The organism is Streptomyces sp. NPDC021080 (genome assembly GCF_044333225.1).
In the GTDB taxonomy this organism is placed as follows: domain Bacteria; phylum Actinomycetota; class Actinomycetes; order Streptomycetales; family Streptomycetaceae; genus Streptomyces.
The window spans coordinates 78,081-105,073 of the sequence record NZ_JBIRQM010000009.1 but is presented as its reverse complement, the minus strand read 5'-3'; the positions used below and the strand labels follow the sequence as shown (position 1 = coordinate 105,073).

General features: G+C 70.7%; 23 protein-coding genes. 12 read left to right on the top strand and 11 right to left on the bottom strand.

All coding sequences use genetic code 11. From position 1 onward, the window contains the following. Positions 1-2 precede the first annotated feature (2 nt). On the top strand, positions 3-983 hold the full coding sequence (locus ACH4S8_RS23005) for an NAD(P)H-quinone oxidoreductase (RefSeq protein WP_398396888.1): 981 nt from the start codon (positions 3-5) through the stop codon (positions 981-983). A 185-nt stretch (positions 984-1,168) separates the two neighbouring features. On the opposite strand, the gene ACH4S8_RS23000 is transcribed toward ACH4S8_RS23005, so the two are convergent. Beyond that, entirely contained in the window at positions 1,169-1,942 is a 774-nt protein-coding gene (locus ACH4S8_RS23000; RefSeq protein WP_398396886.1) for a hypothetical protein, read from the bottom strand. A gap of 229 nt (positions 1,943-2,171) precedes the next feature. Between ACH4S8_RS23000 and ACH4S8_RS22995 the strand changes: the two genes are divergently transcribed. Further along, a complete protein-coding gene (locus tag ACH4S8_RS22995) occupies positions 2,172-2,714 on the top strand; it encodes a bacterial proteasome activator family protein (RefSeq protein WP_328554481.1) in 543 nt (180 codons plus the stop codon). A gap of 189 nt (positions 2,715-2,903) precedes the next feature. Here ACH4S8_RS22995 and ACH4S8_RS22990 read toward each other — a convergent pair whose 3' ends face one another. Beyond that, positions 2,904-4,529 (bottom strand): protein kinase, encoded by a 1,626-nt coding sequence (locus tag ACH4S8_RS22990; protein WP_398396883.1) that lies wholly within the window; start codon positions 4,527-4,529, stop codon positions 2,904-2,906. Positions 4,530-4,830: 301 nt separating this feature from the next. Between ACH4S8_RS22990 and ACH4S8_RS22985 the strand changes: the two genes are divergently transcribed. Then, positions 4,831-6,396 (top strand): protein kinase, encoded by a 1,566-nt coding sequence (locus ACH4S8_RS22985; RefSeq protein WP_398396881.1) that lies wholly within the window; start codon positions 4,831-4,833, stop codon positions 6,394-6,396. Between the two features lie 284 nt (positions 6,397-6,680). On the opposite strand, the gene ACH4S8_RS22980 is transcribed toward ACH4S8_RS22985, so the two are convergent. Next, positions 6,681-7,346 carry a response regulator gene (locus ACH4S8_RS22980; RefSeq protein WP_398396879.1) on the bottom strand — a complete coding sequence of 222 codons (666 nt, stop codon included), beginning with the start codon at positions 7,344-7,346 and terminating at the stop codon, positions 6,681-6,683. Between the two features lie 412 nt (positions 7,347-7,758). Here ACH4S8_RS22980 and pdhA point away from each other — a divergent pair, with 412 nt between their 5' ends. The 3 genes from pdhA to ACH4S8_RS22965 are packed head-to-tail and all read left to right on the top strand — an operon-like array spanning position 7,759 to position 11,429. Next, on the top strand, positions 7,759-8,982 hold the full coding sequence (gene pdhA / locus ACH4S8_RS22975; RefSeq protein ID WP_398396876.1) for a pyruvate dehydrogenase (acetyl-transferring) E1 component subunit alpha: 1,224 nt from the start codon (positions 7,759-7,761) through the stop codon (positions 8,980-8,982). 2 nt (positions 8,983-8,984) lie between these two features. Then, positions 8,985-9,965: an alpha-ketoacid dehydrogenase subunit beta gene (locus ACH4S8_RS22970; protein ID WP_398396874.1), complete on the top strand. Its 981-nt coding sequence runs from the start codon at positions 8,985-8,987 to the stop codon at positions 9,963-9,965. A 9-nt stretch (positions 9,966-9,974) separates the two neighbouring features. Then, positions 9,975-11,429: a dihydrolipoamide acetyltransferase family protein gene (locus ACH4S8_RS22965; protein WP_398396872.1), complete on the top strand. Its 1,455-nt coding sequence runs from the start codon at positions 9,975-9,977 to the stop codon at positions 11,427-11,429. Positions 11,430-11,664: 235 nt separating this feature from the next. Here ACH4S8_RS22965 and ACH4S8_RS22960 read toward each other — a convergent pair whose 3' ends face one another. Then, positions 11,665-12,558: a D-alanyl-D-alanine carboxypeptidase family protein gene (locus tag ACH4S8_RS22960; RefSeq protein WP_398396870.1), complete on the bottom strand. Its 894-nt coding sequence runs from the start codon at positions 12,556-12,558 to the stop codon at positions 11,665-11,667. A gap of 202 nt (positions 12,559-12,760) precedes the next feature. Here ACH4S8_RS22960 and ACH4S8_RS22955 point away from each other — a divergent pair, with 202 nt between their 5' ends. Together ACH4S8_RS22955 and ACH4S8_RS22950 are read left to right on the top strand one after the other, a co-directional pair. Further along, complete coding sequence (locus tag ACH4S8_RS22955; protein ID WP_398396868.1) at positions 12,761-13,435, top strand: GntR family transcriptional regulator; 675 nt, start codon at positions 12,761-12,763, stop codon at positions 13,433-13,435. Then, a complete protein-coding gene (locus tag ACH4S8_RS22950) occupies positions 13,432-14,730 on the top strand; it encodes a nitrate/nitrite transporter (protein WP_398396866.1) in 1,299 nt (432 codons plus the stop codon). The genes ACH4S8_RS22955 and ACH4S8_RS22950 overlap by 4 nt, the downstream gene beginning before the upstream one ends. 291 nt (positions 14,731-15,021) lie before the next feature. Here the strand turns inward: ACH4S8_RS22950 and ACH4S8_RS22945 are convergent, their stop codons facing one another. Continuing rightward, positions 15,022-15,846 carry a maleylpyruvate isomerase family mycothiol-dependent enzyme gene (locus ACH4S8_RS22945; protein ID WP_398396864.1) on the bottom strand — a complete coding sequence of 275 codons (825 nt, stop codon included), beginning with the start codon at positions 15,844-15,846 and terminating at the stop codon, positions 15,022-15,024. Between the two features lie 154 nt (positions 15,847-16,000). Here ACH4S8_RS22945 and ACH4S8_RS22940 point away from each other — a divergent pair, with 154 nt between their 5' ends. After that, a complete protein-coding gene (locus ACH4S8_RS22940) occupies positions 16,001-16,816 on the top strand; it encodes a carbon-nitrogen family hydrolase (RefSeq protein WP_398396862.1) in 816 nt (271 codons plus the stop codon). A gap of 75 nt (positions 16,817-16,891) precedes the next feature. Here ACH4S8_RS22940 and ACH4S8_RS22935 read toward each other — a convergent pair whose 3' ends face one another. Continuing rightward, positions 16,892-17,386, bottom strand: coding sequence for an LURP-one-related/scramblase family protein (locus ACH4S8_RS22935; RefSeq protein WP_261706493.1), 495 nt, complete (start codon positions 17,384-17,386; stop codon positions 16,892-16,894). Then, positions 17,383-18,447 carry a GlxA family transcriptional regulator gene (locus ACH4S8_RS22930; protein WP_398396859.1) on the bottom strand — a complete coding sequence of 355 codons (1,065 nt, stop codon included), beginning with the start codon at positions 18,445-18,447 and terminating at the stop codon, positions 17,383-17,385. The genes ACH4S8_RS22935 and ACH4S8_RS22930 overlap by 4 nt, the downstream gene beginning before the upstream one ends. Positions 18,448-18,498: 51 nt before the next feature. On the opposite strand from ACH4S8_RS22930, the gene ACH4S8_RS22925 reads away from it, so the two are divergent. Together ACH4S8_RS22925 and ACH4S8_RS22920 are read left to right on the top strand one after the other, a co-directional pair. Then, positions 18,499-18,909: a cupin domain-containing protein gene (locus tag ACH4S8_RS22925; RefSeq protein WP_398396857.1), complete on the top strand. Its 411-nt coding sequence runs from the start codon at positions 18,499-18,501 to the stop codon at positions 18,907-18,909. Between the two features lie 85 nt (positions 18,910-18,994). Then, complete coding sequence (locus tag ACH4S8_RS22920; protein ID WP_398396855.1) at positions 18,995-20,818, top strand: NHL domain-containing thioredoxin family protein; 1,824 nt, start codon at positions 18,995-18,997, stop codon at positions 20,816-20,818. Between the two features lie 6 nt (positions 20,819-20,824). On the opposite strand, the gene ACH4S8_RS22915 is transcribed toward ACH4S8_RS22920, so the two are convergent. The 4 genes from ACH4S8_RS22915 to ACH4S8_RS22900 form a co-directional block, all read right to left on the bottom strand. Continuing rightward, positions 20,825-21,070 carry a DUF6458 family protein gene (locus tag ACH4S8_RS22915; protein WP_398396853.1) on the bottom strand — a complete coding sequence of 82 codons (246 nt, stop codon included), beginning with the start codon at positions 21,068-21,070 and terminating at the stop codon, positions 20,825-20,827. A gap of 152 nt (positions 21,071-21,222) precedes the next feature. Continuing rightward, a complete protein-coding gene (locus ACH4S8_RS22910) occupies positions 21,223-22,863 on the bottom strand; it encodes a hypothetical protein (protein ID WP_398396851.1) in 1,641 nt (546 codons plus the stop codon). A gap of 122 nt (positions 22,864-22,985) precedes the next feature. Beyond that, complete coding sequence (locus ACH4S8_RS22905; protein WP_398396849.1) at positions 22,986-24,278, bottom strand: M18 family aminopeptidase; 1,293 nt, start codon at positions 24,276-24,278, stop codon at positions 22,986-22,988. A 154-nt stretch (positions 24,279-24,432) separates the two neighbouring features. Then, a complete protein-coding gene (locus tag ACH4S8_RS22900; protein WP_398396847.1) occupies positions 24,433-26,259 on the bottom strand; it encodes an acyl-CoA dehydrogenase in 1,827 nt (608 codons plus the stop codon). Positions 26,260-26,401: 142 nt separating this feature from the next. On the opposite strand from ACH4S8_RS22900, the gene ACH4S8_RS22895 reads away from it, so the two are divergent. Then, positions 26,402-26,893: an SseB family protein gene (locus ACH4S8_RS22895; RefSeq protein WP_398396845.1), complete on the top strand. Its 492-nt coding sequence runs from the start codon at positions 26,402-26,404 to the stop codon at positions 26,891-26,893. Positions 26,894-26,993 lie beyond the last annotated feature (100 nt).

Genomic DNA, 26,993 nt, shown 5'->3' with positions numbered 1-26,993 from the left:
TCATGTACGCGATCACGATTCCTGAACCGGGTGGGCCCGAGGCGCTGGTGTGGGACGAGGTTCCCGATCCGGTGCCGGCCGAGGGCGAAGTGCTGGTCGAGGTGGTGGCCAGCGCCGTCAACCGCGCCGATCTGCTGCAGCGCCAGGGCCTGTACAACCCGCCGCCCGGCGCCTCCCCCCATCCCGGACTCGAATGTTCGGGGCGCATTGCCGCGGTCGGTGCGGGCGTCGTCGGCTGGGCGGTCGGCGACGAGGTGTGCGCGCTGCTCTCGGGCGGCGGATACGCCCAGAAGGTCGCCGTCCCCGCCGGGCAGCTGCTGCCCGTGCCGACGGGCCTGGACGTCCGGCAGGCGGCGGCGCTGCCCGAGGTGACCTGCACCGTCTGGTCGAACGTCTTCATGGTCGCCCACCTGCGCCCCGGTGAGACCCTGCTCGTGCACGGCGGCTCCAGCGGCATCGGCACCATGGCGATCCAACTGGCGAAGGCCGTCGGCGCGAAGGTCGCGGTCACGGCGGGCACCAAGGAGAAGCTCGACTTCTGCGCGGAGCTGGGCGCGGACATCCTGATCAACTACCGCGAGCAGGACTTCGTCGAGGAGATCAAGCGGGCCACCGGCGGGGCGGGTGCCGACGTCATCCTCGACAACATGGGGGCGAAGTACCTCGACCGGAACGTGCGCGCCCTCGCCGTCAACGGCCGGCTCGCCATCATCGGCATGCAGGGCGGCATCACGGCGGAGCTGAACATCGCCGCCCTCCTGAACAAGCGCGCCGCCATCAGCGCGACCTCGCTGCGTGCCCGGCCGCTCGGCGAGAAGGCGGCGATCGTGGCGGCCGTGCGCGAGCACGTGTGGCCGCTGATCGACTCCGGCCATGTCCGTCCGGTCGTCGACCGCGAGCTGCCCATGAGCGACGCGGCGGCCGCGCACCGGGTGCTGGAGGAGAGCAGCCACATCGGAAAGGTGCTGCTCGTCGCTCCCTAGGGCGTGTCGCTCCCTGGAGCCCGCTCCGGGGGCCGCCGTCCCTGGAGCTCCTCCGGGGACTCCCGCTCCAGGGCCCGTCTGACCGGGTACTCCCGCCCCAGAGGGACCGTCTGCCCAGGATCCGGCGCCCCTGGGCCTGCGCGCGTGTGCCCCTGGGTCTGCGCGTGCGCCCCGCGGCAGTCTGCTCAGCCGCGGCGTACCCGCAGGCCCAGGAAGGCCGTCCCCAGACCCAGGCCGATGAGGACCAGGCCGCTGCCCAGCGGCAGGATCGCCAGGTCCGGATCGGGCGTGGCGCCGGGGCCCACGACGCTCTGCTGGACGGGGGCCGCGTTGTCGTTCGAGGGCTCGGGGACGGTGCTCGGTTCCGTGATCCCGGTGTCGGCGGCGGGGGCGGTGTCCTGGAGGTCCGGGGCGGCGGTGCCGGCCGGGTCCTGGACGGCAGGGCTGTCCTGGCTGTCCGTGGTGTCGGGCGCCGCCGTCCGTCCGGGCCGCTCGCGCCCCTCACCCGCGAAACTGCCCGCGTGGGAGGGGTCCGCGGTGGCGGTGGGCCGTGCCGGATCGGAGGCGGTGGGGCCGGACGCTCCCGGGGCGGTGGTTCTTCCGGGGGACGGGACCGCCGGTCCGGACCCGTGGGCGGACGGAGAGGGCACACCGGTCCCCCGCTCCGACGGGACCGGTGAGGTGGTCTCCCGGGGGGACGGGACCGGTGAGGCGGTCGCGTCGGCGGACGGACCCGGCGTCACTGCGGACGAGGGACCCCGGGAGCCCGCGGGAGCGGTGGACGCGGGGCCCTCGGAGCCCGCCGGGGCGGTGGAGGACGGGCGCGCGGAGCGGGCCGAGACGGTGAACGAGGGGACCCCCGGGCCCGCCGGGGCGGCGTTCGCGAGGGAACCGGCGCCGTAGAGCAGGACGGCCGAGAGGAGTCCGGCCGTGGGCAGGATGGGCAGCCATGGAGTCACGTCGGTGACCCCCCTCCCGGAACGGTTCGCCAAGACGGGTGCCGTGATCGACGCAACCAGCCTCACACGACGTCGTGATCCCGGCATCTCGGCCGAAAGTGATGCCATTCGCGCACTTCAGAGGGCGTGGAACCCGACTGTTTCGCCAACTGGGCCCACGGAGCTGGTGGATCACCGTGTACGGGGGGCACCACCGTGATGGAGTACGTGGGTGCGAGAGAATGGCGGCATGGAGATGCCGAGGAACGAACGGTCGCCGGAGAACCCTCAGATCCTGGTTGTCGGCCAGGACGGAATGGCTCTCGGCGGCACCGGGGACGAGGACTCCCGCGAGATCCCGGTGACGGAGATGGTGGAGCAGCCCGCCAAGGTGATGCGCATCGGCAGCATGATCAAACAGCTGCTGGAGGAAGTGCGCGCCGCACCCCTGGACGAGGCCAGCCGGGTCCGCCTCAAGGAGATCCACGCGAGTTCCGTCAAGGAACTGGAGGACGGTCTCGCCCCGGAGCTCGTGGAGGAGCTGGAGCGGCTCTCCCTGCCCTTCACGGACGACCAGACCCCCAGCGACGCGGAACTGCGGATCGCGCAGGCCCAGTTGGTGGGCTGGCTGGAAGGACTCTTCCACGGGATCCAGACGACCCTGTTCGCCCAGCAGATGGCGGCCAGGGCCCAGTTGGAGCAGATGCGCCGTGCCCTTCCTCCGGGTGTCGGAGGTCTGGAGGGCGACGAGGACCCCCGTACGGGAGGCCGCTCGGGCGGACCGTACCTGTAGTCACGCGGGTGGTGGAGCCACCGCTCCGTCACCCCGGTGATTCGAGATCACCCCACCACGAAGGGCCCGGCACCCAGTGCCGGGCCCGTTCCCGTTCCCGTACGTGCCTCCGGAGTGCGTCGGCCACCCAGGTCGCCCGGAGCGGGACCACCCAGGCCCCCCGGAGCGGCGAGGGGCGCCGGGCAGGCCCTAGGAGGGGTTGCCCGTGGACACCTTGAGCTGGATCTCGGGCATGTTCTTCGGGTCGACGTCCGTTCCGGCCGAGGGGAACTGGTCCATGACCGTGTCCTCGCCGTAGGTGTTCTCGTCCACGGGCACTTTCTTCATCTGCCAACCGGCTGCCTGGAAGCAGGACTTCACCGAGCTGAGGTTCTTGAACTGGAAGTCCGGGACCTCGATCTTCTTCGGGTCGTCGTACGACTCCGTCGGGTCCGTGCACTTCTCGGTGTCGATCGTCTTCGACGTGTCCGGGCCCTTGTGCCCCGCGACCGCGGTGGACGACGAGCTGGCGGTGTTCTTGCCGCCACCGCCCTTGTCGTCGTCGGACCCGCCGTTCATGACGAGTGCCGTGATCAGGCCGCCGACCGCGATGAGCGCGACCAGGACCGAGCCGATCACGACCGACCTGTTGCTCCTGCTGCCGCCCGATCCGCCCGGGCCGCCGGTGGCGGGCTGGGGCGAGAGGTTGTACGGGGGAGGCGTGGACGGGTGCTGCCCGGCGTACGCGGCGGTCTGCTGCGGGGGCTGGTAGCCGCCCTGCTGCGGGTAGCCGTACGCCGGCGCGGGGGTCGGCGTGCCGTACGGGCCCGGCTGGTACGGCGTCTGCACGGGGCCGGGGGCCGGGGCGGCCTGGTCGACCGGCGGGAACACGGCGGAGCCGACGCCCGAGCCGCTCGGCGTCTGGGCGCCCGGCACGATGTTCGGTGCCGCGGCCTGGAACGACTGGGCGACCCGGAGGCACTCGTCCCGCATGGTCTCGGCGCTCGGGAAGCGCTCGTTCGGGTTCTTCTTCAGCGCACGGGCGATCAGCGCGTCCACGGCCGGGGGCAGCGAGCGGTTGACCGAGGAGGCCGCGACCGGCTCCTCCTGGACGTGCGCGTAGGCGATGGCCAGCGGGGAGTCCGCCTCGAACGGCAGCCGCCCGGTGACCAGCTGGAACAGCATGATGCCGACCGAGTACAGGTCGGACCGGGCGTCGACGCCCCGGCCGAGGGCCTGCTCCGGGGAGAGGTACTGCGGGGTGCCGACGACCATGCCGGTCTGCGTCATGGACGTGACGCCGGACTGCATGGCGCGGGCGATGCCGAAGTCCATGACCTTGACGACGTTGCGCTTGGTCATCATCACGTTGCCCGGCTTGATGTCCCGGTGGACCAGACCCATCTCGTGGCTGATCTCCAGGGCGGCCAGCACGTCCGCGGTGATCTTCAGGGCCTTGTCGGCGGGCATCGCGCCGTACTGCTGGATGTCCGCGTCGAGGACCGAGCCGAGCGGCTTGCCCTCGATGTACTCCATGACGATGTACGGCGTCGTCATGCCGTCGAGGTCATCCTCGCCGGTGTCGAAGACCGAGACGATGTTCGTGTGCGTGAGCTTGGCCACCGACTGGGCCTCGCGGCGGAAGCGCTCGCGGAAGGCCTGTTCCCGGCCGAGCTCGGTGTGGAGCGTCTTGATGGCGACCTGCCGGTCGAGCACCGAGTCGTAGGCGAGGTGCACCGAAGCCATGCCGCCCTCGCCGAGCAGATCGCGCAGCTGGTAGCGGCCGCCGGCGACCGCGCGCCCCGCGTACCGGCCCTGTGCGCCGTCCTGGCTCATCTTCTGCGTCCCCCGCGGCCGTGATCGATTGGCTTATTCCGGGCCAAGTCTGCCCCAGGGCACGGACACGTCAAGCTCGGTGCCCGATCCGTGACCGTCTGAGAAAGAAGCGTCGCGGAAGCGTTACAGGTGACGTACGGCCGGTACACGGAAATTGCACCGACGGCCCTCCGACGGGTTGGATGGCCGGTCCACTCACGCTCATCTCGGACCGGCGCCACGCGCGAAGCCTGTAGCGTGGCCCGACGGAGACCGTAACAACCACCGCGCAGACCGCGGGCAGAAACGACGGCGAGGACTGATGGCACAGCAGCAGCGCGCTCAGGGCCCGTCCGACCCCGAGGCGACTGGCGGCGGTATGTCAGATGCGCCGGAGATGTGGGGTAACGGCGGGCTGGTCGGCGACGGCCGGTATCGGCTGACACACCGGCTCGGCCGGGGCGGCATGGCCGAGGTGTTCGCCGCCGAGGACGTGCGCCTCGGGCGGACGGTGGCGGTCAAACTGCTCCGTGCCGACCTGGCCGAGGACCCCGTGTCCAAGGCGCGCTTCACGCGCGAGGCCCAGTCGGTCGCGGGGCTCAACCACCACGCGGTCGTGGCCGTGTACGACTCCGGCGAGGACGTGGTCGGGCACGGGGTCGTCCCGTACATCGTCATGGAGATCGTCGAGGGTCACACGATCCGCGATCTGCTGATCAACGCCGAGGCCCCCGGGCCCGAGCAGGCGCTGATCATCGTCTCCGGTGTCCTGGAGGCGCTGGCCTACTCGCACCAGCACGGGATCGTGCACCGGGACATCAAGCCGGCGAACGTGATCATCACGGAGACCGGCGCGGTCAAGGTGATGGACTTCGGCATCGCGCGCGCCCTGCACGGCGCGCAGTCGACGATGACCCAGACCGGCATGGTCATGGGCACCCCGCAGTACCTCTCCCCTGAGCAGGCGCTCGGCAAGGCCGTCGACCACCGCTCCGACCTGTACGCGACCGGCTGTCTGCTCTACGAACTCCTCGCGCTGCGGCCCCCGTTCACCGGCGAGACGCCGCTGTCGGTGGTCTACCAGCACGTCCAGGACATCCCGCTGCCTCCCTCGGAGGTCGACCGCGAGGTGCCGCCGGAGCTCGACGGGCTCGTCATGCGCGCCCTCGCGAAGGATCCGGACGACCGGTTCCAGACCGCCGAGGAGATGCGCGGCCTCGTCCAGTACGCGCTGCAGATGCTGTACGACCAGGGCAGCCACACCGGCACCTGGAACACCGGCCCGGTCACCATGCACGAGGGCCCGCACGGCCAGGCGTCCGGTTTCGCCGGCACGGCCGCGCTGCCGCACCCCGGTGACTACGGCACCACGCAGATCCCGGCGCCGCTCATCCCGCCCTACGGGGCCGGTGACGACGGCGGCTTCGAGGGCCACGGCAACCGCGGCAGCGGCAGCGGCAAGGTGTGGCTCCTCGCGCTCTTCGCGGTGATCGCCATCGCCGGCGGCGTCGCGTTCGCGTACCACAACATGGGCAACGGCACGCACTCGGGGAACGGCAACTCGCCGGCGCCGACCGTCTCGCACTCCAGCAAGAGCAACCACTCCACCGAGCAGCCCAGCGACGAACCCACGGACCAGTCCACGGGCGACGACACCTCGGACGACTCGTCCAACACGGGGGACAGCTCGGACTATCCCCCGTCGTACCAGCCGACCCAGAACACCAACACCCAGGCGCCGACGGACGAGCCGACCGACGAGCCGACGAAGCCCACGCCGAGCACGACTCCTCCGACGAGCGCGCCGACCACGCCGACGACGGCGCCGACGACCGACGACCCGGGCGACGGCGGCACCGAGTCCCCCGCAACGGGGACCGTGGGCTGACCTGGTCCGGACGGGTCCGCGCGGACCCGTCGGAGCGCACCTTGCACGCGCGCGGGGAGCCCACGACGGGCTTCACGCGCGCGTGTGTGTCGTTTCCGGGGTCTCCACGGCCTCGGGCCTCACGAGCGTGCGTCGTCCCGGTGCCTCACGCGCGTGGTGCGTCGTCCCACGTCATTCGGCTGTCCCGAATCGCTCGGCCGTCCTGTATCGCTCGGCCGTCCCGAATCATGTGATCGTCCGGAAAGCATTCGGTCGTCCCGAATCCTTCGGTCCTTCCGGATCATTCAATGGTGTTGCTGTTCCGCCTGTTTGCGCGCCACATAGGCCGCCGCCTGCGACCTGCGCTGCATTCCCAGTTTGGACAGCAGACTCGACACATAATTCTTGATCGTTTTCTCGGCGAGGTGCAATCGCTCCCCGATCTGGCGATTGGTGAGCCCTTCGCCGATCAGATCGAGGATCCTGCGTTCCTGGTCGGTGAGGCGGGCGAGCCGGTCGTCGTCCTTCGCGGCGCCGCCGTCCCGCAGCCGCTCCAGGACGCGCGCGGTGGCCACCGGGTCGAGCAGGGACTTCCCCGCCGCGACGTCCCGTACGGCCGCGAGCAGCTCATGGCCGCGGATGGCCTTGAGGACATAGCCCGAGGCGCCCGCCATGATCGCGTCGAACAGGGCCTCGTCGTCGGCGTACGAGGTCAGCATCAGGCATTTGACGCCCTCGTCCGCGGAGCGGATCTCGCGGCAGACCTCCACGCCGCTGCCGTCCGGGAGGCGCACGTCCAGGACGGCCACGTCCGGGCGGGTGGCCGGGATCCGTACCAGTGCGTCGGCCGCCGTACCCGCCTCGCCCACCACTTCGATGTCGTCCTCGACCGAGAGCAGCTCGTGGACGCCGCGGCGGACGACTTCGTGGTCATCGAGGAGGAATACAGTGATTTTCCCGATTTCACGCACTCTGTCAGTGTCACACACGATCATGGGCATTGCCCCAGGTGAACTCTTCCCGAGCCCGGGGTGGCCGGGATAACGTGCCGGTGTTCCGGCCCCCTGCAAGGCTGTGACCAGTGCTGTGACCAGCAACTGTTCCGACCTGTTCGATCCAGTAGGAAAACCACGTTTCCAAGTACTTGGATTTCCTATCAAAATCGCAGGTCAGGAGAGGTTTCACAGAATTGTGAAGCACTGGGTAACGTGGCAGTTGCAGGGCGCTCGCCGGGGCACCTGTCACGCCTGTTCCCGGCCGAGTGGCACCCACCCCGTGCACGGGTGCCGGAACAGGCGAGCCGCTCTCCCGAGCTCGAACCGCGAGCGAGGGGGACCCCAGCCTTCCGGCAACCCCGGGGGCCGGACCGACGGAGGAGCACACGTGACCGTGGAGAGCACTGCCGCGCGCAAGCCGCGACGCAGCGCCGGTACGAAGAGCGCCGCGAGCGCCAGTACGACCGGTACCACCAGCGCCGCGAGCAAGCGCACGGCCGCCAAGAAGTCGCCCGGGGCGACGGGCGGCGAGCCGGAGCTCGTTCAGCTGCTGACCCCGGAAGGCAAGCGGGTCAAGGACGCCACGTACGACGCGTACGTCGCCGACATCACCCCCGAGGAGCTGCGCGGCCTGTACCGGGACATGGTCCTGAGCCGCCGCTTCGACGCGGAGGCCACCTCCCTGCAGCGCCAGGGCGAGCTGGGCCTGTGGGCCTCGATGCTCGGCCAGGAGGCCGCCCAGATCGGCTCCGGCCGCGCCACCCGCGCCGACGACTACGTCTTCCCGACCTACCGCGAGCACGGCGTCGCCTGGTGCCGCGGGGTCGACCCGACCAACCTGCTCGGCATGTTCCGGGGTGTGAACAACGGCGGCTGGGACCCGAACGGCAACAACTTCCACCTGTACACGATCGTCATCGGCTCGCAGACGCTGCACGCCACCGGCTACGCCATGGGCATCGCCAAGGACGGTGCCGACTCGGCCGTGATCGCGTACTTCGGTGACGGCGCCTCCAGCCAGGGCGACGTCATGGAGGCCTTCAACTTCGGAGCGGTCTACAACGCCCCGGTGGTGTTCTTCTGCCAGAACAACCAGTGGGCGATCTCCGAGCCGACCGAGCGCCAGATGCGCGTGCCGCTGTACCAGCGCGCGCAGGGCTTCGGCTTCCCGGGCGTCCGCGTCGACGGCAACGACGTCCTCGCCTGCCTGGCGGTCACCAAGTGGGCCCTGGAGCGGGCCCGCAACGGCGAGGGCCCCACCCTGGTCGAGGCGTACACCTACCGCATGGGCGCGCACACCACCTCCGACGACCCGACGAAGTACCGGGCCGACGAGGAGCGCGAGGCGTGGGAGGCGAAGGACCCGATCCTGCGCCTGCGCGCCTACCTGGAGGCCGCAAACCACGCGGACGAGGGATTCTTCGCGGAACTCGAGGCCGAGAGCGAGGCGTTGGGCAAGCGGGTGCGCGATGTGGTGCGGGCCATGCCTGACCCGGATCACTTCGCCATCTTCGAGAACGTGTACGCGGACGGGCACGCGCTCGTCGACGAGGAGCGCGCCCAGTTCGCCGCCTACCAGGCGTCGTTCGCGGACGCCGGGGAGGGCAAGTAGCCATGACGACGGAAAAGATGGCGCTGGCCAGGGCGATCAACGAATCGCTGCGCACGGCTCTCGAGGCCGACCCCAAGGTCCTCATCATGGGCGAGGACGTCGGCAAGCTCGGTGGTGTCTTCCGGGTCACCGACGGGCTCCAGAAGGATTTCGGCGAGGAGCGGGTCATCGACACCCCGCTCGCCGAGTCGGGCATCGTCGGCACCGCGATCGGCCTGGCCCTGCGCGGCTACCGCCCGGTCGTGGAGATCCAGTTCGACGGATTCGTCTTCCCGGCGTACGACCAGATCGTCACCCAGCTCGCGAAGATGCACGCGCGGGCGCTCGGCAAGATCAAGCTCCCCGTCGTCATCCGTATCCCGTACGGCGGCGGCATCGGCGCGGTCGAGCACCACTCCGAGTCCCCCGAGGCGCTCTTCGCGCACGTGGCGGGCCTGAAGGTGGTCTCTCCCTCGAACGCCGGCGACGCCTACTGGATGATGCAGCAGGCCATCCAGAGCGACGACCCGGTGATCTTCTTCGAGCCCAAGCGGCGCTACTGGGACAAGGCCGAGGTCGACAAGGACGCCATCCCCGGTCCGCTGCACAAGGCGCACCTCGCGCGCGAGGGCAGCGACCTCACCCTGGTCGCGTACGGCCCGATGGTGAAGGTCTGCCTGGAGGCTGCCGCGGCCGCCCAGGAGGAGGGCAAGTCGATCGAGGTCCTGGACCTGCGCTCGATGTCCCCGATCGACTTCGACTCCATCCAGGCCTCGGTCGAGAAGACCCGCCGCCTGGTCGTGGTGCACGAGGCGCCGGTGTTCCTCGGGACGGGCGCGGAGATCGCGGCCCGTATCACCGAGCGGTGCTTCTACCACCTGGAGGCGCCCGTCCTGCGGGTCGGCGGCTATCACGCCCCGTACCCGCCGGCCCGCCTGGAGGAGGAGTACCTTCCGGGCCTCGACCGGGTGCTCGACGCCGTCGACCGCTCGCTGGCGTACTAGGAGAGAGTCGTGACGACGATGACTGAGAACGCGTCGGGACTCCGCGAGTTCAAGATGCCCGACGTGGGCGAGGGGCTCACCGAGGCGGAGATCCTCAAGTGGTACGTCCAGGTCGGTGACACCGTCACCGACGGCCAGGTCGTGTGCGAGGTCGAGACGGCCAAGGCCGCGGTCGAGCTGCCGATCCCGTACGACGGTGTGGTGAGCGAGCTCCGCTTCCCCGAGGGCACGACGGTGGACGTCGGCCAGGTGATCATCGCGGTGGACGTGTCCGGCGGGTCCGCGCCCGCGCCCGCGCAGGCGGCCCCGGCCGCCGAGCCGGCCCCCGTCGCCCCCGCCGCTCCGGCGGCGGCCCCCGCCGAGGAGGCCAAGCCCGAGGGCCGCAAGCCGGTCCTCGTCGGGTACGGCGTGGCGGAGTCCTCCACCAAGCGCCGCCCCCGCAAGGGCGCCGAGACCCCGGACCGGCAGGGCGGGACGATGTACGCGGCCACCGCGATCCAGGGCGAGCTCAACGGCCACGGGTCCGCGGAGCGGCAGCGGCCCCTGGCCAAGCCCCCGGTCCGCAAGCTCGCCAAGGACCTCGGCGTCGACCTGGCGACGGTCACCCCGTCGGGCCCGGACGGCATCATCACGCGCGAGGACGTGCACGCGGCGGCGGCCCCGGCGCAGGCGCCCGCCCCGGTCGCGGCCCCCGCCGTGGTCCCGCAGGCCCCGGCCCATGTCCAGCCGCAGGTCCCGGCCCCGGCCGCGTCGTACGACGGCGCGCGCGAGACCCGGATCCCCGTCAAGGGCGTCCGCAAGGCGATCGCCACCGCCATGGTCGGCTCGGCGTTCACCGCGCCGCACGTCACGGAGTTCGTGACGATCGACGTGACGCGCACGATGCGCCTGGTCGAGGAGCTCAAGCAGGACAAGGACATGCAGGGGCTGCGGGTCAACCCGCTGCTGCTCGTCGCCAAGGCCCTGCTGGTCGCGATCAAGCGCAACCCGGACGTCAACGCGTCCTGGGACGAGGCCAACCAGGAGATCGTCCAGAAGCACTACGTGAATCTGGGCATCGCCGCCGCCACGCCCCGCGGCCTGATCGTGCCGAACATCAAGGACGCCCACGCCAAGACCCTGCCGCAGCTGGCCGAGTCGCTGGGCGAACTGGTGGCCACGGCCCGCGAGGGCAAGACCTCGCCGGCCGCGATGCAGGGCGGCACGGTGACGATCACCAACGTCGGCGTCTTCGGCGTCGACACGGGCACGCCGATCCTCAACCCCGGCGAGTCCGCGATCCTCGCGGTGGGCGCGATCAAGCTGCAGCCCTGGGTCCACAAGGGCAAGGTCAAGCCCCGTCAGGTCACCACGCTGGCGCTCTCCTTCGACCACCGCCTGGTCGACGGCGAGCTCGGCTCCAAGGTCCTCGCCGACACGGCGGCGGTCCTGGAGCAGCCGAAGCGCCTGATCACCTGGGCGTGAGCCGACCGGCCGCGCGGGCCTGACCCCCGTCGGCCGGAAGCGGTCCGTGAACCGCCGAGGGCGCCTCTTCCCGCACGGGAAGAGGCGCCCTCGGCATGTCCGGGCCGGTTTCCCGGACGTGACCGGCCGGGTTTTCCGGACGGCCCGGGAACACCGGAGGGGCCCGCCGCGCATCGCCCGGCAGGCCCCTCTTTCGCTCTGTGCTTCCGTACCGCCGTGGTGCTGTGCCGCGTGCCTAGCGGGCGAACGCGTAGTTCATCAGCTTGGTGGCGTCCGACGTACGAGCGGTGATCGACGTGGAGGCGAGCACCGTGCCGATGACCGTCTTGCCGTTGCGGGTGGCGGCGAACACGAGGCAGTACTTCGCCTCGGGGCCCGAGCCGGTCTTGATGCCGATCGTGCCGGTGTAGCCGGTCAGCAGCGGCTTGTTGGTGTTCTCCCACGTGTAGTAGCGGTAGCCACCGGGGGTGGTCACCTTCTGCTTCGTGGAGACCGTCTTGACGACCGTCTTGAACGTGGTGCTCTTCATGGCGTTGCTGGCGAGCTTCGTCAGGTCGCGCGGCGTCGAGTAGTTGTTGCCATTGCCGATGCCGTCGAACGAGTCGAAGTGCGAGTGCGTCATGCCGAGGCTGTGCGCGGTGGTGTTCATCTTGCCGATGAACGACTTCACGCGGGCCGCGGTACTCGTGCCCGAGCCGAACTTGTCGGCGAGCGCGTAGGCGGCGTCGCAGCCGGACGGCAGCATCAGACCGTAGAGGAGCTGACGGACGGTGAGCGTGTCACCGACGATCAGGTGCGCCGAGGACGCGTTGTTGGCGACGATGTAGTCGCTGTAAATGCCCTTGACCTTGACCTTGGCGTCCAGGTTCAGGTTCGGCTGGGACAGCACCACCTTGGCCGTCATGATCTTCGTGGTGGAGCCGGTGGACAGCGGGGTGTCCGCCGCCTTGGTGTACAGGGACGCGCCGGTCCCGTTGTTCATGACATAGCCGCCCTTGGCGGCGATCGTGGGCGTGGCGACAGCGCCCGCGGGCGCGGCGCCGAAGGCTCCGGCTGCCAGCACGGCGCCGGTCGTGAGGGTCACAGCGGCGGCCCTGCGGAAACGCGTGCCCTTAATGCCGGTAATCAAAATGAACGCTCCGTATGCGCGAAATGCCCCTGGGAGAACAGCACATGGCAGTGCCGTCCCACGTTCAGACTCATGGGGCGGGCAAAGGGATGTGCGGCGAACGGATGAAATTCATGTGACCTGGGTTACGCGCAGGGGCCGTTGGGGTCCGCATGCTGAAATCCCCCCGGGCTTGCGTACGTGTTGTATCTAAGATGTGTTCATGCCTTCAGCCCCGCCCGCGCCGACGCGGCTCCCCGTGAAGCAGCCACCGGCAGCCGACCGGGTCTACGCACATGTCAAAGAGGCGGTCCTGGACCGCCGTTACGAGGGCGGGGCCCTGCTCACCGAGGGCGAGCTCGCCGACGCGGTGGGCGTGTCCCGCACCCCGGTCCGCGAGGCGCTGCTCCGCCTGGAGGCCGAGGGCCTGATCAAGCTCTACCCGAAGAAGGGCGCGCTCGTCCTGCCCGTCTCCGCCCAGGAGATCGCGGACGTGGTCGAGACCCGCCAGCTCGTGGAGGAGCACGCCGCGCGCAAGGCCGTACCGGCGTCGCCGCAGCTCCTGGCCCGCCTGGAGGAACTGCTCGACCGGCAGAAGGAGCAGGCCGCCGCCGGGGATCTGGCCGCCGCCGCCGTCACCGACCGCTGCTTCCACGCCGAGATCGTCCGCAGCGGTGGCAACGAGATCCTCTCCCGGCTCTACGACCAGCTCCGCGACCGGCAGCTGCGGATGGGAGTCGCCGTGATGCACGCCCACCCCGACCGGATCACCAAGACGCTCGTCGAACACGAACAGATCCTTCAGGCCCTGCGCTCCGGCGACGCCGACGCGGTCGTCCACCTCATCCACGGACACGTCAGCTGGTTCTCCAACCTGGCCCGGGGCGAGGTCCGATGAGCCGCGCGGCCACCCTGCCCGGCGACCCGCCCGGCGGCCGGCGCGCGATCGCCGTCTGGGGCATCGGCGTCTCGGTCTACTTCGTCGCGGTCATCTTCCGTACGTCCCTGGGCGTGGCCGGACTCGACGCCGCGGAGCGCTTCCACGTGGGCGCCTCCGCCCTGTCCACCTTCTCCATCCTCCAGCTCCTCGTGTACGCGGGCATGCAGATACCCGTCGGACTGCTGGTCGACCGGCTCGGCACCAAGAAGGTGCTGACCATCGGCGTCCTGCTGTTCACGGCGGGGCAGCTCGGCTTCGCGTTCTCCGCGTCGTACGGCATGGCGCTCGCCTCGCGCGCGCTGCTGGGCTGCGGGGACGCGATGACGTTCATCAGCGTGCTGCGCCTCGGCACCCGGTGGTTCCCCGCCCGCCGCGGTCCGCTCGTCGCGCAGCTCGCGGGCCTGGTCGGCATGGCCGGCAACCTCGTCTCGACCCTCGTGATCGCCCGGCTGCTGCACGGGGTGGGCTGGACGGCCGCGTTCGCCGGCAGTGCCGCCGCCGGTGTGCTCGTCCTCGTCCTCCTGCTGCTGTTCCTGCGGGACCACCCCGAGGGCCACCTCCCGGAGCCGTTCCCGCACCAGGGCGCCGCCTACGTCCGCCGGCAGATCCTCGCGTCCTGGCGGGAGCCCGGCACCCGGCTGGGACTGTGGGTGCACTTCACCACCCAGTTCCCGGCGATGGTGTTCCTGCTGCTGTGGGGCATGCCGTTCCTCGTCCAGGCACAGGGGCTCACCCGGGCCACGGCCGGTGAGCTGCTGACGCTCGTCGTCCTGTCCAACATGGGCGCCGGGCTGGTGTACGGGCAGATCGTCGCCCGGCACCACACCGCGCGGCTGCCGCTGGCGCTCGGCACGGTCGCCGCGACGGCCGTCGTGTGGGCGGGGGTGCTGGTGTACCCCGGGGAGCACGCGCCGATGTGGCTGCTGGTCGTGCTGTGCACGGTGCTCGGGTTCTGCGGGCCGGCCTCGATGCTCGGCTTCGACTTCGCGCGCCCGGCGAACCCGCCGGAGCGTCAGGGAACCGCGTCCGGGATCACCAACATGGGTGGTTTCGTCGCCTCGATGACGACACTGCTGGCCATCGGTGTCCTGCTCGACGCCACCGACGACAACTACCGGATCGCCTTCGCCGCCGTGTTCGTGCTCCAGGCGCTCGGGCTGAGCCAGATCTTCCGGCTGCGGGAGCAGGCGGCCCGCCGGGAGCGGGAGCGGCTCGTGGCCAGCCGGGTGGAGACGGTGCACGTACCGGCGTGACCGTCCGGGGGCACGCCGTCCCTCTGCCGCGGGCCGCCTGCTGTCGGCCGTCTGTCGCCCTGTCGCCTGCCGTCCGGCCCGGGACCGGTGCCCGTCCGGCGGTTCCGGTTCACCGCATGCCGAAGGGGCCGGGTCCGCCCGCGCGGTCATGGGCGGGACCGCCTCGCCGTCACGGCGGCAAGGAACCGTCTCGCCCGGTCAAGACAGGGCGAACCGCCCGCCCGGTCGTGACGCGGCGAACCGCCCCGCCCCCGTCGCGACGGCGGCAACCGCCCGGCGTGCTGTCGCCCGCTACGGCGTGACGGCGAGGTTGCGCAGGATCGCCGCGGCCAGATCGGGGTCGCCCTCGGCCTTGATGCGGTCGGACACGGCGTCGGGGCGGACGCGGCCGCACGCGAGCCGGACGAAGGTCTCCCAGTCGAGGCTGAGGCTCGCCACAGGTCCGAGAGAGGGCGAATTGCTGATCGTCCCGCGCCCGTCGGCGTCGACACGGACGGTGCGCAGGAACTCGACGGGACCGTGCACGTCGAAGACCACCGCGGAGTTCACCGGCACCCCCGCGTCCTTGGCGACGGCCTTCGGCAGCGCGGCCAGCAGCTGGTCCCGCACGATCCCCGAACCGGGGGAGTCGAGGTTGCCCGGCCGGCCCAGCGTGTACCGCAGGTCCTGCTCGTGCACCCACACGTCGAACGCGCGGTTGCGCATCGCGTGTTCGAGGGTGACCTCGGTGCCGAGCGGACCGCGCACCTTGGCGTCGGGCTGCCGCGACTCGTTCCGCAGCTGCCGGTTGCGACGGATGACCGTGTACTCCAGCTCGGAGGTCATCTCCGGCGCCGTGTGATGGCGGCGCACGTCGACCTGCATCTCCATGTACCGCTGGTGTTCGTTCGTCACGTGGTAGAGGTCGCGGGGAAGGGTGTGGATCGGCCGCGGGTCGCCGAGCATCTCGCAGTCCAGCCCGATGACGTGCGAGACGATGTCACGCACCGACCAGCCGGGGCACGGGGTCCGCCGGTTCCACTCGCCCTCCACAAGCGGCTGCACCAGCTCGGATATCGCTTCGATCGAGTGGGCCCAGGCGTCGGCGTAGGACTGAAGACTCGGATGCAGACTCACGGAACGGGACCCCTCGGGCGGTTGGACGCGGGCATTTCACAGGCAGCGGGTGTCTTGGGACGCTAAGTTACGCTGCTGCGAGGCACCCCGGCAGTGCTTTCGTGTGACGATCGTAGGCCCGTATCGACGGCTCGAATGCCAGGACGGTGGTAGTGTGCGCGCCTCGCTCCTCCAGATCGACGTAAACGACGACGAAACGGTCGCGGCCCGCAGGCGCCGCGTTGCCGACCTGGTACGTGATCAAGCCGGAGTCGATCTCGTCGTGCTCCCCGAGCTGTGGACCACCGGCGCCTTCGCCTACGAGGAGTTCGCGGCGCAGGCCGAGCCGCTCCAGGGGCCCACCCACGAGGCGATGAGCAAGGCGGCGAGCGACGCGGGCGTGTGGCTGCACGCCGGCTCGATCCCCGAGCGCGCCGCGTCCGGGACCGGCCCGGAGACCGAGGCCCCCCTCTACAACACCTCCCTCGTCTACTCCCCCGCCGGCGACCTCGTCGCCACCTACCGCAAGATCCACCGCTTCGGCTTCGACAAGGGCGAGGCCGTGCTGATGGGAGCGGGCACGGAACTGGTGACGGTGCGGCTGCCGGAGACCGTCATCGGCGTCGCCACCTGCTACGACCTCCGGTTCCCCGAGCTGTTCCGCGGACTCGTCGACGCGGGGGCGCAGACCTTCGTCCTCCCGGCCGGCTGGCCCGAACGGCGCCGCGCCCACTGGACCCTGCTCGCGCAGGCGCGGGCCGTCGAGAACCAGGCGTACGTCCTCGCCTGCGGAACGGCCGGCACGCACGCCGGAGTCCCCCAGGCCGGTCACTCGATCGTGGTCGACCCGTGGGGCGAGGTCCTCGCCGAGGCGGGGCCGGGCGAGGAGGTCCTCACGGTGGACCTCGACCCGGCGAAGGTCGCGGAGACCCGGGAGCAGTTCCCGGCCCTGAAGGACCGCCTGCTCGGCCTGGACACCCCGACCCGCTGACCGGCGCCCCGCCGCGGACCGGCCGGTACCCGTCCCGCCACCGCTCGCCGGTCGGCCGTGCTCCCGGCCGTCCCTTCAGTCGTCCCCCCGTTCCTTCTCCGCCAGATGGATCACGCACACGGCGACCGCGATCAGCAGCGCCGGATCGGCGTCCTCCCGTACGACGTCGACGCCGTAGGTGTCGCGGAGGTGGAGCCAGCGCCGGGAGATCTGGGCGAGGAGCTCGTTGTCGTAGTCGACGGCGAACTCGCGGTCGAGGATCTTGCCGCTGACGTCGAGTTCCGTGCCGTCGACCAGCGACACGCGGTAGTGATTGCGGAGCAGGGACAGCCGCTTGCGCTTGATGGTCGCGAGCGGATCGCCGTCCCGCTCGATGATCATCGTGTCGCGCAGCGCGAGCATCTTCTGGTGGATGTCGATCAGGACGCGTCCGCGGGTGTCCTTCAGCTGGAAGGTGTCCCGCAGCCGCATGGCCTTGCCGTCGACGAGGAAGACCTTGTTGCCGTGGTCGTCCTCGATCCAGTAGTCGTCACCGAAGCCGAGCAGCCGGTCGCGTACGAGGTATCTCATGCCGTCACCGGTTCCCCGGCGGGCGGTCCGAAACGCCGCCGGTAGGCCGACGGGCTGAGTCCGGTCGCCCGGCGCACCCGCTCGCGCAGGTTCGCGGCGGTCCCGAGCCCGCTCAGGCCGGCCACCACGTCGAACCGGACCTCGCCCCGCTCGATGAGCCGGCAGGCCAGGGCGACCCGCTCTGCCGTCAGCCAGGTCAGCGGGGTCGTGCCGAGCTGGGCGCGGAAGCGGCGGTGCAGTGTCGCCGGGCTGACGGCGGCGTGCGCGGCGAGGTCCCCGACCGTCAGCGGCTCACCGAGCCGCTCCTGCGCCCAGGCCAGCAGGGGTGCCAGCGACTCGTCCCGCACGTCGGGCAGCGGCCGCTGCACGAACTGGCGCTGGCCCCCGTCGCGGTGCGCGGCGAAGACCAGCCGGCGCGACACCGCGTTCGCGATCTCCGCGCCGTGATCGTGCCGTACGAGGTGCAGCCCGAGATCGAGCGCGGCCGCGCTGCCCGCCGCCGTCAGCACGTCCCCCTCGTCCACGAAGAGCACGTCCGGATCGAGCAGCACGCGCGGGTGCAGTTCCCGGAAGACGTCCGTCCAGCGCCAGTGGGTGGTGGCGCGCCGCCCGTCGAGCAGCCCCGCCTCGGCGAGCGCGAAGGATCCGGTGCAGAAGCTCACCACCCGGGCGCCGCGCGCGTGGCCGCGCCGGACGGCGTCCAGGACGGCCGGCCGGCGCGGGACGACGTTGTCGGGACGGCCGGGGACGACGAGGGTGTCGGCGTCGTCCACCGCGTCGAGGCCGGGCACTCCGCCGAGCGTGAAGAACCCGTGGTTCATCCGGACACCGGGCGTCGGCGTGCACAGGGTCAGCTCGTAGAGCGGCTCGGGGCGCCCCAGTTCGGGCCGGGGGAGCCCGAACAGCTCGGTCGCGACGCCGACTTCGAACGGGTTCGTCCCCTCGTCGACGATCACGACCACCCGGTGCACCCGACGGGGCCGGCGCGGTGAAGGCCGTGCCGGCCCGCGCGCGCCGGAGGACTCCGAGGATGCAGGACGATGCGAGGATCCTTGCGGCATATGCGATTTCTAGCACTCGCGGGGGTGCCGGGAGGCGCGGACGATGAACACATGACCAGTACACCCGCCCGTCGCGGCGAACCCGTCTCCCTCGCCACCGCCCTCGCCTCCTTCGACGAGCTGTGGAGCCCTCGCATCGTGACCGCCGTCAACGACTACGACGTGCGCGTCGCGAAGGTCGAGGGCGACCACGTCTGGCACGTGCACGACCACACGGACGAGTTCTTCCTGGTCCTGGAGGGCGAGTTGACCATCGCGCTCCGGGAACCGGCCGGCGAGAGGACGGTCGTCCTGCCCAAGGGGTCCGTCTGCACCGTCCCGCGCGGCACCGAGCACAAGCCGTCGGCCCCCGCCGGCGCGTCGATCCTCCTCTTCGAACCCACCGGCACCCTCACGGTCGGCGACCGCCACGAGGAGGTCCCCGCCCACGTGGACGCTACGACGGGGCACGCACTGGACTGACCTCGGCCGTACCCCGTCCCGGCTTCCGGCCGCGCGCGGGTCCGGGAGTTCCGGGGCCGAGCGCCGTGGTGGCACCCTTGATCGCATGAACGCTGCCTCCCCCGCCCCGCGCCGTGCCCGTGTTCGTGCTCCCGAGCTCGTCGGAAAGGGCGGGTGGCTCAACACGGGTGGTAAAGACCTGACGCTTGCGGAGCTGCGAGGTAAGTGTGTCGTTGTAGATTTCTGGACCTTCTGCTGTATCAACTGCCTTCACGTCCTCGACGAGTTGCGGGAGTTGGAGGAGAAGCACCGGGACACCGTCGTCATCGTCGGGGTGCACTCGCCGAAGTTCGTGCACGAGGCGGAGCACCAGGCGGTCGTCGACGCCGTGGAGCGCTACGGGGTGGAGCACCCGGTGCTCGACGATCCGGAGCTCGTGACCTGGAAGCAGTACGCCGTGCGGGCCTGGCCGACGCTCGTGGTGATCGACCCCGAGGGGTACGTCGTCGCCCAGCACGCCGGTGAGGGGCACGCCCACGCCATCGAGCGGCTGGTGGAGGAGCTGGAGGCCGAGCACGCGGCGAAGGGCACCCTGCGCCGCGGCGACGGGCCGTACGTGGCGCCCGAACCCGAGCCGACCGTGCTGCGCTTCCCGGGCAAGGCGCTCGCCCTGCCGAACGGCAACCTGCTGGTCAGCGACACGACCCGGCATCAGCTGGTGGAGCTGGAGGAGGACGGCGAGACGGTCGTGCGGCGCATCGGGTCCGGGGTCCGGGGCTTCGTGGACGGCGGCGCCGGGGAGGCCGGGTTCAGCGAGCCGCAGGGCCTCGCGCTGCTCGACGAGGGCGCGGTCGTCGTCGCCGACACCGTGAACCACGCGCTGCGCCGGGTCGACCTCGCGACCGGCGCGGTCTCCACGCTCGCGGGCACCGGCCGCCAGTGGTGGCAGGGCTCGCCGACGTCGGGGCCGGCGCGCGGGATCGATCTGTCCTCGCCGTGGGACGTGGCCCTGTTCGGCGGGAAGGTCTGGATCGCCATGGCGGGGGTGCACCAGCTGTGGGCGTACGACCCGGCGGCGGGGACCGTCGAGGTCACCGCGGGCACGACGAACGAGGGGCTGGTCGACGGGCCGGGCCCCGAGGCCTGGTTCGCGCAGCCGTCGGGGCTCGCGGCCACCGAGGACCGGCTCTGGCTGGCCGACTCCGAGACCTCGGCGCTGCGCTGGGTGGACCCGGACGGGGCGGTGCACACGGCCGTCGGCACGGGGCTGTTCGACTTCGGTCACCGTGACGGTGCCGCCGGACAGGCCCTGCTCCAGCACCCGCTGGGGGTCACCGCGCTGCCCGACGGTTCGGTCGCGGTCAGCGACACGTACAACCACGCGCTGCGTCGCTACGACCCCGCGACGGGTGAGGTGACCACGCTGGCCACGGACCTGCGCGAGCCGAGCGACGCCGTGCTCGTCGGGGACGACATCGTGGTGGTGGAGTCGGCCCGGCACCGGCTGACCCGGCTGCGGCTGCCGGAGGAGGCCGTACGGGTGGAGTCGGTCGCCCATCGCACGCAGCGCGCGGCCACCGATGTCGCGCCCGGGGCCGTCCGGCTGGACGTGATCTTCCAGGCGCCCGCCGGGCAGAAGCTGGACACTCGGTACGGCCCGTCCACCCGGCTCCTCGTCTCCGCCACCCCGCCCGAGCTGCTGCTCGCGGGCGAGGGCGCCGGGACCGATCTCTCACGGACCGTCGAGCTGAATCCCGAGGTCCCGCAGGGCGTGCTGCACGTGTCGGCGATGGCGGCGTCCTGCGACGACGATCCGGTCAACGAATATCCCGCCTGCCATGTCCACCAGCAGGACTGGGGCGTGCCGGTCCGCCTCACCGCGAGCGGCGCGGACCGGCTGCCCCTGGTCCTCGCGGGCATGGACGGCTGAGCGGGCTCAGACGCCGTATCCGCCGGAGTAGCCGTCGCGGCGGCTCCGCTCGTCGTCGACGACGGTCGCCGTCGGCGGTACGACGACGCGCCGGCGCCGGGCGATGCTGCTGAAGGTCGTCACACCGATCAGCCCGACGATCATGAGGATCACGCCGACCAGGTGAAGGTCGACCCCCTGCATGTGCCAGTCGGTCGCGAACGTGAGGATCGCCCCCGCGGCGATGAGGATGATGCATCCGCCCAGGCCCATGGGTGTCGTCTCCTTGTGATGGCAACTCCGAGTCGTTCCGGACCCGTTCCGGGTGCCCGGGATCTCCGGAGCCATGCGGAGGCGATCCCTCACGTGACCGCGCGCCGCCGTTTCCGACGACGGCGCGCGTGGCGTCACGTCGTGACGTCACGTCACGTCACGTCGACGTAGTCCTCGCGGCCCGAACTCGCCAGGTGCGTGCTGTTCGGGTAGAGGAGCACCGCGACCCAGGTGCCGTCCTTCGAGGCCGTGAAGCCCTTGCTGAACGTGCCGTCCGTGCGGGTGGTCGCGTTGCCCATGTCGTACCAGCTGCTGGAGCCCTTGGGCTTGAAGAGGATCTTCACCGTCCGGCCCGCGTAGGCCTTCCAGACGCCCGAGGTGTAGTGCTGCAGCTTGCCCTTGTAGGTGATCGTGCGGCCCTTGCGGACCGGCTCCGGCGCGGCGTTGCCGTCGGTGATCCGGGTCGGGGTGCGCGTGACGTGCACGACGGGGCTGTACGACTCCTGGAAGTCCGGGACGGCCTTGAAGTGCGCCCGGTAGTAGCCCTTGTAGGACGTGGCGAAGGTGCCCTTGAAGTTCGCGCCGACGTTCGGCTCGAAGCTGCCGGGTACGACCGTCTTCATCGTCTTCCAGCCGGTCTTCCCGTCGGCCGAGTACTGGAGGTCGACCTTGTCGTACACGTCCGCCGGGTCGGACCTGCCGGTGTTCAGCAGGCCCTTGGCGGTCAGCTGGGCGTACTTGTCCAGGCTCGCGGTGAAGTCGGTGATCGACGTCTTCTGGGCGACGTGCACCTTGACCAGCTGCAGCTCGCTGAACCTCAGAAACGTCCCGGTGAGCACCCGCACATCGACCGTGCCGGACATCGGCAGCGTCAGCTCTCCGGTGAAGCGGCCGTCGGCGCCCGTGACGGGCCGCGAGGCCACGCCTCTGGACTCGCTGGACCAGATCTCCTCCACCGTGGCTCCGGCCAGCGGTTTCCACGCCCCGCCGACGTACACCTCGGCGGTCCCGGAGACCTTCACCGCCTGCCCGGCCTTGACGCTCAGTTCGGCGGCGTCCAGGGTCACGCGGGTGTTCGACTGGACGGCCCTGACCTCTACGCTCTGGTTGGCGTTGGACTGGTACCAGGGCTCGTCCGGCCGCAGCCAGGCGCTGACGGTGTCGATGGACGGGTCGGTGACGCGGTAGGTGTAGGTGAAGCGGCCGTCGGCGCCGGTCCGGGTCGCCGCGCCCGGGACGCTGGAGATCCCCAGGTCCACTCGCGCGTCCACCGCGGGAGTCGTCTTGCCGGTGCGCGGGTCGGTGACCGTGAAGCCGCCGGTGACGGTGACGTCCTGGTGCTCGTAGTCCGGATTCTGCGGGGCGGCCCGCAGATCCGTGAGGTTCGCCTCGAGCTCGTACTCGTACCCGGACGTGTCCTGGGCGGTGGTGGTGTCCCCGTCGGCGTCGGTCAGGTCGACCACGACGCGGTAGACGCCGAGGTCGGCCAGGCGCAGCGGGGTGGTGGTCCGCCACAGGTTCGCGAAGCCGGTGCTGGAGTCACGGGTGAAGTCGCTGACCTGGGTGATCTCCGGGGCGTCGGCGGCGGAGCCCGGCGCGTACAAGTGTGCGGTGATCGAGGTGATGGCGGTGTCGGACGAGGCGGACACCCACACCAGGCCGTCACCGGGGTGGTCACCGCTGCCGACGCCGTACAGCACCGGCGCCGGCGCCGCGTGCGCGGCGGGTACCGGGCCGAGCAGCAGGGCGGCCGCGACTGAGGCGCAGGCGAGCGCCAGGGATCTCTTTCGCACGTAGTCCCCCCACGAGACCGAGTTCGCAGATCGTTGAAGATTGAAGCGCAGCTTACGGTGCGACAATCATCTTTGAACAGGTTCAAAAATAACGATCTCGCAGGGGAACGGGCGGGCGGGACTCAGCCCTCCAGGAACGCCACCAGCGCGTTCGTCAGCAGGAACGGGTCGTCGGCGGCGCAGAGTTCGCGGGCGCTGTGCATGGACAGGATGGCCACGCCGATGTCGACCGTCCTGATGCCGTGCCGCGCCGCGGTGATGGGGCCGATGGTGGTGCCGCAGGGCATGGAGTTGTTGGAGACGAAGGACTGGAACGGCACGCCGGCCTTCTCGCAGGCGGCGGCGAACACGGACCGGCCCGAACCGTCGGTGGCGTAGCGGTTGTTGACGTTCACCTTGAGGATGGGGCCGCCGCCCGCGCGCGGGTGGTGCGTCGGGTCGTGGCGCTCGGCGTAGTTCGGGTGCACGGCGTGACCGGTGTCGCAGGAGAGACAGATAGTGCCGGCGAAGGCGCGCGCCCGGTCCTCGTAGGAACCGCCGCGGGCGAAGACTGAACGTTCCAGCACACCGCCGAGCAGCGGTCCGTCGGCGCCGGTGTCGCTCTGCGAGCCGTTCTCCTCGTGGTCGAAGGCGGCGAGGACCGGGATGTACGAGAGACGGGAGTCGGCTGCCGCGACCGCCGCCAGCGCGGCCGTGGCCGCGTGCACGGACAGCAGGTTGTCCATGCGCGGTCCCGCGAGCAGCTCGTTGTCGCGGCCCAGGTAGGCGGGGCGCTCGACGGAGTGGGTCATCAGGTCCCAGCCGGTGACCTGGCCCGCGGGGATCCCGGACTCCTCCTCCAGGAAGGAGATCAGATCGCCCTCGCGGGCGTCGCCGAGTCCCCAGACGGGCTGGAGGTGGCGCTGCTTGTCGAGCTTGAGCCCGTCGTTGACGGAACGGTCGAGGTGGATGGCGAGCTGCGGCACGCGCAGCAGCGGCCGGTCGACGTTGACCAGGCGGGTCGAGCCGTCCCGCAGCGACAGGCGTCCGGCCAGGCCCAGGTCCCGGTCGAGCCAGGAGTTGAGCAGCGGCCCGCCGTAGATCTCGACGGCGACCTGCCGCCAGCCGTGGGCTCCGGTGTCCGGCAGCGGCTTGACCCGCAGGTTCGGGGAGTCGGTGTGCGCGCCGACGATCCGGAACGGTGTGTGCGGCTCGGCGCCCTTCGGCACGTACCAGGCGATGATCGCCCCTCCGCGCAGCACGTATTTGCCGCCGCTGGTCCCTTCCCACGCGTCGGTCTCGGCGACCTGACGGAACCCGGCCTTCTCCAGCCGCTCGGCGGCGCTCGCCACGGCGTGGTACGGCGTCGGGCTCGCCGCGAGGAAGGACATGAGGTCGTCGGTGTGGCCGCGGTCGAAGCGGGTGGGTGCACTCATGGGTTCACCTTAACGACGCACGAGGGCCCGCTCCCGGGGTTGGGAGCGGGCCCTCGTAAGGGGGATGTGAAGGGCGGACACCTCGGGACACCTGAACGGACGGACAGGTGCCGGACCGGGTGCCCGTCCGCCCGGACAGGGGTCGGAGGGGACCTTAGAAGGCGGCCTCGTCCAGCTCCATCAGGTCCAGGTCGACGGCCTCGGCGAGCTTGCGGGCGCCGGTGACGCCCGGCAGCACGTTGGCGGCGAAGAACTTCGCGGCCGCGATCTTGCCGGTGTAGAAGGACTTGTCCTTGGCGGAGGCGGTCTCCAGCTTCTCGGCGGCGACGGCGGCACCGCGCAGCAGCAGGTAGCCGACGACCACGTCACCGGAGGCCATCAGGAGGCGGGTGGTGTTGAGGCCCACCTTGTAGATGTTCTTGACGTCCTGCTCGGTGGCGGCGAGGTCGGTCAGCATCAGGCCGACGATGGCCTCCAGCTCGACGGCGGCCTTGGCGAGCTGCTCGCGGGCGGTGGACAGCTCCTCGCCGCCGGTGCCGAGCGCCAGGAACTTCTTGATCTCCTCGGCGAGGGAGTTCAGCGCGGCGCCCTGGTTGCGGACGATCTTCCGGAAGAAGTAGTCCTGGCCCTGGATCGCGGTGGTGCCCTCGTACAGCGTGTCGATCTTGGCGTCGCGGATGTACTGCTCGATCGGGTACTCCTGCAGGAAGCCGGAGCCGCCGAAGATCTGGAGCGACTGGGCGAGCAGCTCGTAGCCCTTCTCGGAGCCGTAGCCCTTCACGATCGGCAGGAGGAGGTCGTTCAGGGCCTCGGCGGCGGCGGTGTCCTCGCCGGCGGCCTCCAGGACCTGGATCTCGTCCTGGACCGCGGCGGTGTGCAGGACCAGGGCGCGCATGCCCTCGGCGTACGCCTTCTGCGTCATGAGCGAGCGGCGCACGTCCGGGTGGTGCGTGATGGTGACCTTGGGCGCGGCCTTGTCCATGAAGTTCGCGAGGTCGGTGCCCTGGACGCGCTCCTTGGCGTACTCCAGCGCGTTCAGGTAGCCGGTCGACAGCGTGGAGATGGCCTTCGTGCCGACCATCATGCGGGCGAACTCGATGATGCGGAACATCTGGCGGATGCCGTCGTGCTTGTCGCCGATCAGCCAGCCCTTGGCGGGGTGGCGGTCGCCGAAGGTCATCTCGCAGGTGTTGGAGGCCTTGAGGCCCATCTTGTGCTCGACGTTCGTCGCGTACACGCCGTTGCGCTCGCCCAGCTCGCCGGTCTCGAAGTCGAACTCGTACTTCGGGACGAGGAAGAGGGACAGGCCCTTGGTGCCGGGGCCGTGGCCCTCGGGGCGGGCGAGGACGTAGTGGAGGATGTTCTCCTCCATGTCGTGCTCACCGGAGGTGATGAAGCGCTTCACGCCCTCGATGTGCCAGGAGCCGTCCGCCTGCTGGATGGCCTTGGTGCGGCCGGCGCCCACGTCGGAGCCGGCGTCCGGCTCGGTGAGGACCATGGTGGAGCCCCAGCGCTTCTCGACGGCCATCGTGGCGATGTGCTTCTGGACGTCGTTGCCCTCCTCGAAGAGGATGCCCGCGAACGCGGGGCCGGAGGAGTACATCCAGACCGCCGGGTTCGCGCCGAGGATCAGCTCCGCGTACGCCCAGATCAGGGAGCGGGGCGAGGTGGAGCCGCCGATCTCCTCGGGCACGCCGAGACGCCAGTACTCGGAGTCCATGAACGCCTTGTACGACTTCTTGAAGGAGGCCGGAACCGGCGCGGTGTTGGTCTCCGGGTCGAAGACCGGGGGGTTGCGGTCGGCGTCCGCGAAGGACTCGGCCAGCTCGTTCTCCGAGAGGCGGGTCAGCTCCTCGAGGATGCTCTTGGCGGTGTCCGTGTCCATTTCCGCGAACGGGCCGGTGCCGTACAGCTTGTCGCGCCCGAGTACCTCGAAGAGGTTGAACTCGATGTCGCGGAGATTCGACTTGTAGTGCCCCATGGCGACGGCTCCGTAAGGGATCGGCGAGGCACTGACTCCTCGCATCTGGTTCACGTACCAACAAGTAGCTTCGATAATGCTACCCGCCAGTAATAAGAAGCAACCCCGAGTGGGCCATATGTGGCCCACTACTCTTTGACCCATGTACGGCTACGAGCAGAACGCAGGCGCCCAGCAGGGGTACGTCCCGCCGCAGCAGCAGATGCCCGGCCAGATGCCGGACGGGCAGATGGCGGGCGGGTACGCCCAGCAGCCGCCCCTGTACCCCGAGCCGTCCCCGCCGTCCCTGCCGGACGCGGTCCGCGCCTTCACCACGGGGGCCATGGCGGCCGAGGACTTCCAGCAGGTCTTCGCCACCTCGAAGGTCTACTGCCCGCGCGGTGACAACCCCGGATTCCTGGCGCTGCACAACACCCAGCAGCCCGTCATCCCGATGTTCACCTCGCTCAAGGAGCTGCGCCGGTACGCGGGCAAGGAGTCCAAGTACTTCGTGATCACCGGGGCCGAGGTGATCGACCTGCTGCCCACCGGCTACGGCTTCGTGATCGACATGGAGGGCAAGCACCGGATGGTCTTCGACGCGAAGGCCGTGGAGCAGATGGTGGACTTCGCGATGCGCCGCATGTACGGCTGACGGTCCGCCGCGGGTGCCGCCGGCGCCCCGGTGTCCGCTCGGCCGGATGCCCCCTGAACCCGTGACGCCCGGAGGGAATGCCCTCCGGGCTTCCGTCGTT